We start from the raw sequence: 9174 nt of genomic DNA on the forward strand, positions 1-9174 counted from the left end.
GGGCATCGGTGACGGGGAGTTGTGAGTGATCGTCTGGATCAACGGCGCGTTCGGCAGCGGAAAGACCACCCTGGTCGAGGAGGTGCGCAAGCGCCGTCCGGAAGCCCTGGTGTTCGACCCGGAGACGGTCGGCTTCGTGCTCCGCGAGATCGTGGCGCCCCCGACCGGCGACTTCCAGGACCTGCGGCTGTGGCGGCGCCAGGTCGCGTCCCTGGCCGTGGGGCTCGTGGAGGAGCACCGGCGCCCGGTGCTCGTTCCCATGACGCTGGTCGAACCGCGGTACGTGGCGGAGATCTTCGGCGCCCTGAAGGAAGCGGGGATCGCCTCCCACCACTACTTCCTCGACGCGTCCGAGGAGGTGCTGGTGCGGCGTATCGACGGTCGGAGCTTCACACCGGACGCCCCCGAGCAGGACGAACGCGTCCGTGCGTGGTGCAAGTCGCGGATCGTCGCGTGCCGGGCGGCGCGGGCCACGCTGCCCGACGACACGACCTTCCTGGACGCCGAGTCGACCCCCGCCGAGCTGGCCGACGAGATCCTGTCCCGTACGCCGGGGCTGTGATGGCGTCCCGGCCCGCACCGGTGCGCTATAGTGGATCTTGAGCGGTCGCCGGAACTCCCGGTGGCTGAGCGCGCGTCGGTGGTCCAAGGAAAGACGCCCCGCTTCCTGCGGGGAAATGCAGGTGCAAGGCCTGCCCGGCGCTCCATCCGAGTCCCCGCCCCGTGAACACGGGGCGGGGACTCGTGCGTTGGGGCGCTCACGGCCAGGGGACCGCGTCCAGCAGCCAGGCGAGCAGCGCGCTCACCGCTCCGGACACCCCTGCGGCGGCCAGGGTGAGGACGGAGCTCCTGGTGATCTCTTCCGGGTCCAGGCTCTTGCGGCTCAGGCGTGGCATTCTGGACGTCCCTTTGGTGTAGGTGAGTTCGGCGTCGCTGCCGGGGGCTTTCACCCTGCTCGCCGCATCGGGTGTTGCGGCAGTACGCACGCGTTGCGGGCCGCCGCAACGGGGGACCGGCGCGGTGCGAACCGACGGGGGCGGAAGCGTGGACGGATTACCGGAGCGGTCGGCGGACGAGGCGCGCGGAGAACTCGTGCCGGCGCCGTGGGACGAGGCGAGCCCGAGCGGGCTGAAGCCGATCCCGGCCCATGTGACGCCCGAGTGCCGCGAACTGGCCGAGGCGCTGCGCGGTGTCTTCGTGGGCCTGCGTGTCTCCGTGCGGCGCTACGCCGTACGCACCCACCATGATCCCGGAACGGTCTCCCGCTACCTGAACGGTACGGCGGTGGCCCCGGCGGAGTTCATCGAGCGGCTGCTGACCGACGCCGCCGACGCCATGCGGCGCCCGGTCTCCGTCGAGGTCACCGAGCGTGTGACGGCCCTGCAGCGGTCGGCCCTGCGGCGCACCAGCAAACTGGGCTACGAGCTGCAGCTCCTCAAGGACCAACTGGTCGACGCCGACCGGAGGCTGCAGTCCGCCGAGGCGAATGTGGAGGCGCTGTCGGAGGTGTTGCTGGGCAAGAAACACCGCATGGCCGAGATGGACGCCGAACGGCAGCGGCTGCACCTTTCCTTCAGCGTCCAGCAGGGCAAGGACAGGCGGGAGTTGGAGACGCTGCGTACCGCCCACGACCGGCTTCTGGCGGAACGGGACCGGCTGCTGGAGGAGAGCGCGCACCTCCAACAGGCCCTGGACCAGGCGCGGCGGCAGGCCGTCGAGGCCGAACGACGCTGCGAGGCGCTCGAACACCAGATGCTCGCGGCGGAGGAGTCCCTGGCGGTCGAGGCGGAAGCATCGTCCGGCGTGGCCCCCGGCCGCTTCACCGTCAGCCATGCGGGGCCGGACCGGCCCTGGGCCGTGTGGATCAGACACCGACTGGAGACCATCGGGCACGACGCCGCGATCCAGAGCTGGGATCCGCCGACCGGACTCCCCCTGGAAGAGGCCCTGCGGGCACTCCTGGTCGTCGACGGCACCCATATTCTGCTGCTCAGTGACGAATTCGTTCTCGCGGGCGGACACAGCGAGGACCGCTGGGTCCGCGCGCTGCGCGACGTCGACCCCGCGGAGCGCACGGGCCGGCTGGCCGCCTTCACCCTCACCGACCGCGCGTTCCCGCACCTCGCCTCCGTGCTGACGAGCACACGACTGCTCGGTGTCGGCGCGGCGGACGACGAGCGCCGGGTGCTGCAGCGTCTCCACCTCGACCCGGCGCTCGGCGGCGTGAGGACCGGCGCCAGCGCGCCGCGCTACCCCGCCGAGCCGCCACCCGTATGGGGTGCCGTACCGCGCCGCAATCCTCATTTCACCGGCAGGGGAGCCCAGCTGGGGCAGCTGCGGCACTGGCTCGACGAGGCGCCGTCGGGCGCGGCGACAGCCGCCCTCGTCGGCATGCCGGCCATCGGCAAGACCCAGTTCGCCGCCGAGTACGCCCACCGCTTCGCCGCGCAGTACGACGTGGTGTGGTGGGTTTCCGCGGTTTCGCGGGACGCGCTCCGCCACGGCCTCGCGGAGCTCGCGCCGGTGCTGGGCGTGGACGGCGGCGGGGACCGGCTGGACGGGGTGCTCAAGGCGTTGCGCCGGGGAACCCCGTACGGTCGCTGGCTGCTCGTGCTCGATGGCGCCGACTGGCCCGCCGACATCGCCGACTGCCTGCCAGCCGGCCCGGGCCACGTGCTCATCACCTCCCAGAACAGCGACTGGGCCGAGCACCAGGTGGAGACCGTACGGGTCCTTCCGCTCGACCGTCCGGAGAGCATCCGGCTGATCCGCCGCCGCATCACCCGGGTCAGGCCGGCCCAGGCGGACCGGCTCGCCGACGAACTGGGCGACCACCCGCTGGCCATCGCCCAGGCACTCGCCTACCTCGATCACACGCCGATCGCCGTGCCGGAGTATCTGGAACGGCTGCGGGACACCTCGTGGGAGCGCGCGCCGCTGAAGGCCACCGGTGACTATCCGAGTACGTTCGCCCGGGCCCTGACAGCCGTGCTCAAGAGGCTGCGCGAATCCTCGCCCGAAGCGGTCGACCTCCTGCACGTCTGCGTCCTGTTCGCGGACAGCGGGGCGCCGCTGGGGCTGCTCCGGCTGAGCCTTCCCGAACCCCTGCGCGGCCAGTCGCTGGACTCGCTGCGCTGGCAGGAGATGGTCGGAACGCTCGTCGCGCACTCGCTGGCGGCCGTGGAGCCGGGCGAGGAGAACGACGAGGCACACGACCTGCCCGGCACCACTTTGCGCATGCACCCGCTCGTGCGCCGGGTCGTCCGCGACGACATGGCCGGCGGTTACCGTTCGACGCTCCTGCGCCGGGTACGCCACGCGCTCGTCGCCGCGGACCCGCGCGATCCCGTGAACGTCCGCGTATGGCCGCAGTACGCGCAGCTCGTGCCGCACCTGGAGCCGTCGGGAGCCCCGGGGGAAGCCGTCGCGGAGGACTCGGGGCTCATCCTCAATTGCGCCCGCTATCTGCACCTGCGAGGTGAGTCCTGGTCGGCCCTCCACCTCATCGAGCGCGTCGAACGGGCCTGGACCAGCAGACTCGGCGCCGGCCCGCCCCAGGAGCACGTCCTGGTGGCCCGCCGCGGCGAAGTCCTGCGGGCGCTCGGGCTGTACGGCCGAGCGCTGGAGAGCGACCGGGAGGAGGAGGCGCGGCTCCGTGGGACAGAGCACCCCGAGTGCGCCGACCCGCTCGGTGTCACGGGCGACCTGGCAGCGGATCTGCGCGGGCTGGGCCGTTACGACGAGGCGTTGGACCGGTCCCGTTCCGCCTGCGAGGGGCGTGAGGGCCTGCACGGGCCGCGCCATCCGTGCACGCTGGGCGCGGTCGTCGGCGTCGCCGATTCCCTGCGCCTGCTCGGGCGGTACTCGGAAGCCCTGCTGCACGACCGCCGGGCGATCGAGGGCTACCGGAGCATCGCCGAACCCCCGGGCGTGGACAGCTTGCTCGCGGAGGCACGCCATGCGCTCGATCTGCGGCTGCTCGGTCACTTCGAGAACGCACTGGCCCAGCAACTCCAGGCCACGCTCGGACACCGCGAGCTGCTCGGCTTCGAGAACCCCGCCACCTTGTGCGCCGAACACCAGCTGGCCCTCTGCGAATTGCGCAACGACGCGGTGGGCGAGGGCCTGACCAGGCTCCGCGAAGTGCGCCTGGCCGCCGACGAGCTGCTGGGACCCGACACCCCCCTCGCGCTGAGGGCCGCGACGAGTCTCGCGGCGGCCGAGCGCTCGCACGGCGACCTCGGGGACGGCACGGCGCTGTGCCGGGACGTGGTGGAGCGCTGCCGCGTCCTGTGCGGTCCCCACCATCCGCACGTGGCGGGCGCGTTGACGAATCTGGCGGTGGCCCTACGGATGGCCGGAGATGGCGCGGGCGCGGCAAGCCTCGGTGAGCAGGCCCTGGGCCTTGCCACCCGGGCTCTGGGAGCGACGCATCCCTGGACGCTCGGCATCGCGTACAACCTCGCGGGAGACCTGGGCCACGACGGCCGTCGCGAACGGTCCTCGGCGTTGGCGAAGGCCACCGCACGGGATACGGCCGGCGTATTGGGGCCGCGGCATCCGCAGACGCTCCTGGCGCGGATGGCGGAGGCCGTGGAGCTGGACGCGACGGGGGAGAGCGACGAGGCGGCAGTGCTGCGGGCCCGTGCGCTGGCGGACCTCACGGAGACGCTGGGGGAGCAGCACCGGCTCACCGCGGCGGCGCAGGCACGCAGCCGTCCGGTGTGGACGTTCGATCCGCTTCCCGTGTGAGGCAGCGGATACGAGACCCGTGTGAGGCAGCGGACGCGAGGCCCGTATGAGGCACGGGATACGAGACGGCTCGTGGTCCCTCGCCCGCCGTCGTGTCACAGAACGTCGACAGCGGGCACGAAGAGAAACCGATCGGGCGGGTTCGATCTCTTGTAGTGCGGACTGACAGCGTCGACCGCTGCCCGCACCAGCCAAGGAGACAACCGCTGTGACCGAGACATCCTCTTCCGTGCCCCGGCGTCTGCGCGGCCGGGCCACGGGGGTCGCCGTGGCCGGACTGGCCCTCGCCCTCGCCGCACCGGTCGCGGCGACGGCCACGGCCGGGCAGGCCGGCGCGGCCGCCGACCCGGTCTCCGTCCTCAAGTTCAAGGCCCAGGAACGCAAGGAAGCCCTCGCCTACTGGACCCCCGCCCGGATGAAGGCGGTGGGCAAGTCCGTCGATCTCGGTCCCACCGGGCCGAAGGCCAAGCCGTGGCGCGGCACCACGCTCAAGACGGTGGGGCGGCTGTTCTTCGTCAACGCCGGCGGTGCCGACACCTGGTGCACGGCGACCGCGGTGAAGAGCGCCAACCGGTCCGCCGTGATGACCGCGGCCCACTGTGTGCGCCGGGGCTCCTCCCCGTACAACACCAACATCTCCATGGTGTTCGTCCCGGCCTATCACAAGGGCAAAGCGCCGTACGGGGCGTTCGCGGTGCGGCAGGCGGCGACTCCGCGCACCTGGCAGACGGACTCGACCAACGACATGGCGGCGCTGGTCGTCGACGCCGGCAAGAACGGCAAGAAGCTCACCGACGCCGTGGGCGGCCAGCAGGTCGCGTTCAACCGGCCCGTCGGCGGCGCCATCTCCTCCTTCGGCTACTCCGCCACCCGCCCCCAGCTCGGCGAGGAGCTGCTGCGCTGTGTCGGTACGGCGAAGAAGGAGCACGGCAGCCAGGTCATCCCGTGCGACATGAGCGGGGGGTCCAGCGGCGGCCCGTGGCTGGCCGACTTCAACGCCACCACCGGCAAGGGCGTGCTGGTCTCGGTCAACAGCGCGCTGGACTCCCTGGAGCCCACCAAGATGTACGGCGAGGTCTGGAAGGGCACGGCGAAGAAGGTGTACGACCGGGCGCAGAATGCCTGACGCGCGGTCCCGTGTCCGTGGTCCCGGTGACAGGCACTCCTGACGCGGCGCAGTCGCTGCCCCCGGCCCGAACAGGCCGGGGGCAGCGCTGTGTTGGGCCTATCGGCCGGCCGTCTCCGCCGTGCGGCGGTCCACGATCGCCGCGACGATCCGCAGGAGCCGTTCGCCCGCCCGGTCGACGCTGCCGTTCTGCGTACTGACTTGGGCCCCCTCGAGTACGAACGTGATCTCGGCGGCGGCCTGTTCGGGGTCCGGCAGCCCGGCCGCGGCGCACATTCCGATCAGCCTGCGCATCTGGAGCGCCTTGTGCTGCTCGATCACCTGCCGTGCCGGATGTGAGCGATCGGGCAGTTCGGCCAGGGAGTTGATGAACGGGCAGCCCCGGTACGAGACCGCCGGCAGCCCCTCGGCGATGAAGCGGGCTAGGCCCAGGATCTGCTCCCGGGGACACCCCGGGTGCTCGGCCTCGACGCGGTCGAAGGCCGCCTGGTAGTCGGCGGCGACGATCCGGAGCCACTCCGCGACCAGCGCGTCCTTGGTGTCGAAATGCCGGTAGATCGCCATTTTGGTGGTCTCGGCGCGCTCCGCGATCGCCTGGACGCCCACCCGCCGGATCCCTTCGCGCTGGAAGAGCTCCTCCGCCGCGTCGAGGATGCGCTCGCGGGGCGGCAGCTTCGCCACCCTGCTCGGCCTGCCTGCGGTCGATGCCATCAGCGCTCCGTGACGTCAGGGGTCGGTTCGGGGGCGATCACCCCGCATCACGGTACCAGTCCGTCCCACGCGATACCGTTCGGTATCGTCAGGTACTGAGCGGTACCGAAGCGCCGGTACCGACATCCTCTGGAACCAACCGGGAGTGGCAGTGAGAGTTACCGAGTACGTGCGATACGACGCCGTCGGGCTCGCGGAGCTCGTGGCTAAGGGCGAGGTGACCCCCGGCGAGCTGGAAGCGGCTGCGCACGAGGCCGTCGATGCGGTCAACCCGCACGTCAACGCCGTCGTGGAGACGTGGCAGGGCGGCGAGGACCGGGCAGGAGCCGGCGACGGGGCAGGGCCCGGCGGTGGGCCGCTCGCCGGGGTGCCGTTCCTGATCAAGGACATCGGAGTGGCCATGAAGGGACGGCGGACGGAACTGGGCAGCCGACTCGCGGCGGGCCACGTCGCCCCCGCCGACTCCGCCCTCATGACGCGGTTCCGCCGCGCGGGCCTCGTGACGATCGGGCGTACCGCGACACCGGAGTTGGCGTACGGCATCACGACGGAGCCGGTGCTGCACGGTGCGACCCGCAACCCGTGGGACGCGGGGCGGAGCGCGGGCGGGTCGAGCGGCGGAGCGGGCGCGGCCGTGGCCGCCGGAATGGTGCCGGTCGCCCACGGCACCGACGCCGCCGGTTCGCTGCGCATCCCCGCCGCCTGCAACGGCCTCTTCGCGCTGAAGCCCACCCGCGGCCGGGTCTCCATGGGCCCCGACGCCGACGAGGTGTTCAGCGGCCTGGCCGTCCAGGGCGGCATCAGCCGCACCGTCCGCGACAGCGCGGTCCTGCTCGACCGGATCAGCGGCCCCGAGCCGGGCGACCCCTACGTCGCGCAGCGGCCGACCCGGCCGTACGCGGAAGAAGTCGTCCGCCACCCGGGCTCGCTGCGGATCGGGGTGCTCGCCGAGGCGTGGGGCGGGCGCCGCACCAGTGCGCCCGTCGCCGGGGCGCTCTCCCGGACGGTGTCCCTGCTCGAATCCCTCGGCCACCGGGTGACGGAGACCGAGGTCGACCTCGGGATCGACTGGGACGCTTTCGTGGCCGCCAACGCCGTGGTGTGGACGGCGCACGTCGCCGCCACGGTCGACCAGCTGGCCGCCGCCTCCGGCCGTCCCGTCGACGCCTCGACCCTCGAACCCGTGACGCTGGCGGGCCATCGGTACGGACAGCGGATCAGCGGCCCCCGGTTCATCGCGGCGCTGGACGTACGCAACCGGGTCGCCCGCAGCCTGGCCCGCTTCTTCGGCGCCTACGACGTGCTGCTCACGCCGACCCTGCCGGAACTCCCCGTCCCGCTGGGTGCCGACGCCAGGAGCGCGGAGACGCTCGACGGCCACGGCTGGCTGCGCCACATCCTCGACCGCTCGCCGTTCACCGCGCCGTTCAATGTGGCGGGCACGCCCGCCATGTCCGTACCCGCGACGCCCGACGAACGGACGGGTCTGCCGATCGGCATGCAGTTCGCCGCGGGCCACGGACGCGAGGACCTGCTCTTCCGGCTCGCCGGTCAGCTCGAACAGGCGAGCCCGTGGGCCGACCGCACCCCGCGGATATGGGCCGGGGATGCCGCGATTCCCCCGGCCCGGGCCGAGGAGGATGCCGCGGGCGATCGGGTTGCGTAGCCGCGCGGGATGGGGGCAGACGGGTGGTGTGGAAGTGGGCGAGCCGCGCTGAGTCCCGCGGTTGGCCTGGCCGTCCGAGAGCACGCCCCCAGGAATCCTGGCTCTCGGACGGCCACGAACTTCCGCGGCGGTCCCTGACGGTCGTCGCGAGGCGATCCGCGGCGGACGGGCACCCCCTCCCGTCCGCCGCGGACATGGCCGGCGAAATGGGTATAGACCAATGCAGGAAATGTACGGGGACGTGGCGGCGCTGCGGTGCCCGTCGCGCGCGCCTGGCCTGCGGTGATGCCGTAGACATCGGGAATCGTGCAGGTGGGGACGTGATTCCGGCCCTCGCGGCGACCGATCCGGCATGGTATAGACATATGAAAGTGGTACCTCTCGGCCGGTTCGGCCGACAGGCGGTGAACCGCCGGAAGGTCTGTTCTCGTGCATGCTCCCCATCGCGCCTCCTCCGCCGCGCGAGCGCGGCGATCCCGCAGGACCCGTCGCCTCGGGATGCCGGGATCGGCACGCGGGCTGCGGCGGGCCGGCATCGGCCGCGTGCTCGTCGCCGGATGCCTGGTCCGCGTGTCCCTGCGCGGCGAGATCACCGCACGTGAGGCCGACTCGCTCCGGGCCCAGCTCAGCCGCCTGGTCCAGGACGGCTGCCGTCACCTCATCGTGGATCTGTCCGAGGTCACCTATCTGGCGCGGGAAGGCGCGGGCGTCTTCTTCGGCACCCTGCGCGCCCTGAAGGAGGTGGAGGGCTCCCTGGTCGTACGAGGAGCCTGCCCCCGCTCCGCGGCCACGCTGCACTGTCTGGGCATGGGCCGCCTCACGGACTAGGGGGCGTCTCTCCGATCTTCGCGGGTCCGCGACGCCTGGCACGGCACCTCGCCGCACGGCCGGGCCGCCCTCGTACCACCAGTACGAGGGC

Annotated in this window: 7 protein-coding genes; 5 read left to right on the forward strand and 2 right to left on the reverse strand. The window is 72.4% G+C overall.

What is annotated here, in order from left to right; genetic code table 11:
* Positions 1-25 precede the first annotated feature (25 nt).
* Positions 26-562 (forward strand): AAA family ATPase, encoded by a 537-nt coding sequence (locus ACFYXE_RS29510; RefSeq protein ID WP_389317582.1) that lies wholly within the window; start codon positions 26-28, stop codon positions 560-562.
* Positions 563-758: 196 nt separating this feature from the next.
* Here the strand turns inward: ACFYXE_RS29510 and ACFYXE_RS29515 are convergent, their stop codons facing one another.
* Positions 759-896, reverse strand: coding sequence for a hypothetical protein (locus ACFYXE_RS29515; protein ID WP_389317585.1), 138 nt, complete (start codon positions 894-896; stop codon positions 759-761).
* A gap of 148 nt (positions 897-1044) precedes the next feature.
* On the opposite strand from ACFYXE_RS29515, the gene fxsT reads away from it, so the two are divergent.
* Both fxsT and ACFYXE_RS29525 read left to right on the forward strand, forming a co-directional pair.
* Complete coding sequence (fxsT, locus tag ACFYXE_RS29520) at positions 1045-4752, forward strand: FxSxx-COOH system tetratricopeptide repeat protein (RefSeq protein WP_389317588.1); 3708 nt, start codon at positions 1045-1047, stop codon at positions 4750-4752.
* A 208-nt stretch (positions 4753-4960) separates the two neighbouring features.
* Complete coding sequence (locus ACFYXE_RS29525) at positions 4961-5878, forward strand: trypsin-like serine peptidase (RefSeq protein WP_389317591.1); 918 nt, start codon at positions 4961-4963, stop codon at positions 5876-5878.
* Between the two features lie 99 nt (positions 5879-5977).
* On the opposite strand, the gene ACFYXE_RS29530 is transcribed toward ACFYXE_RS29525, so the two are convergent.
* On the reverse strand, positions 5978-6589 hold the full coding sequence (locus tag ACFYXE_RS29530) for a TetR/AcrR family transcriptional regulator (protein WP_389317594.1): 612 nt from the start codon (positions 6587-6589) through the stop codon (positions 5978-5980).
* Positions 6590-6740: 151 nt separating this feature from the next.
* Here ACFYXE_RS29530 and ACFYXE_RS29535 point away from each other — a divergent pair, with 151 nt between their 5' ends.
* Together ACFYXE_RS29535 and ACFYXE_RS29540 are read left to right on the forward strand one after the other, a co-directional pair.
* A complete protein-coding gene (locus tag ACFYXE_RS29535) occupies positions 6741-8255 on the forward strand; it encodes an amidase (RefSeq protein WP_389317597.1) in 1515 nt (504 codons plus the stop codon).
* Between the two features lie 498 nt (positions 8256-8753).
* The gene (locus ACFYXE_RS29540; protein ID WP_361181271.1) at positions 8754-9083 is read left to right on the forward strand and encodes an STAS domain-containing protein; all 330 of its coding nucleotides are present in this window, start codon (positions 8754-8756) and stop codon (positions 9081-9083) included.
* Positions 9084-9174 lie beyond the last annotated feature (91 nt).

This window comes from Streptomyces sp. NPDC002564, assembly GCF_042889645.1.
Taxonomy (GTDB): Bacteria; Actinomycetota; Actinomycetes; order Streptomycetales; family Streptomycetaceae; genus Streptomyces.

Coding starts and splice junctions, on each gene's coding strand:
- ACFYXE_RS29515 (WP_389317585.1), bottom strand. CDS start 896: ATGCCACGCCTGAGCCGCAAGAGCCTGGACCCGGAAGAGATCACCAGG.
- ACFYXE_RS29530 (WP_389317594.1), bottom strand. CDS start 6,589: ATGGCATCGACCGCAGGCAGGCCGAGCAGGGTGGCGAAGCTGCCGCCC.
- ACFYXE_RS29540 (WP_361181271.1), top strand. CDS start 8,754: ATGCCGGGATCGGCACGCGGGCTGCGGCGGGCCGGCATCGGCCGCGTG.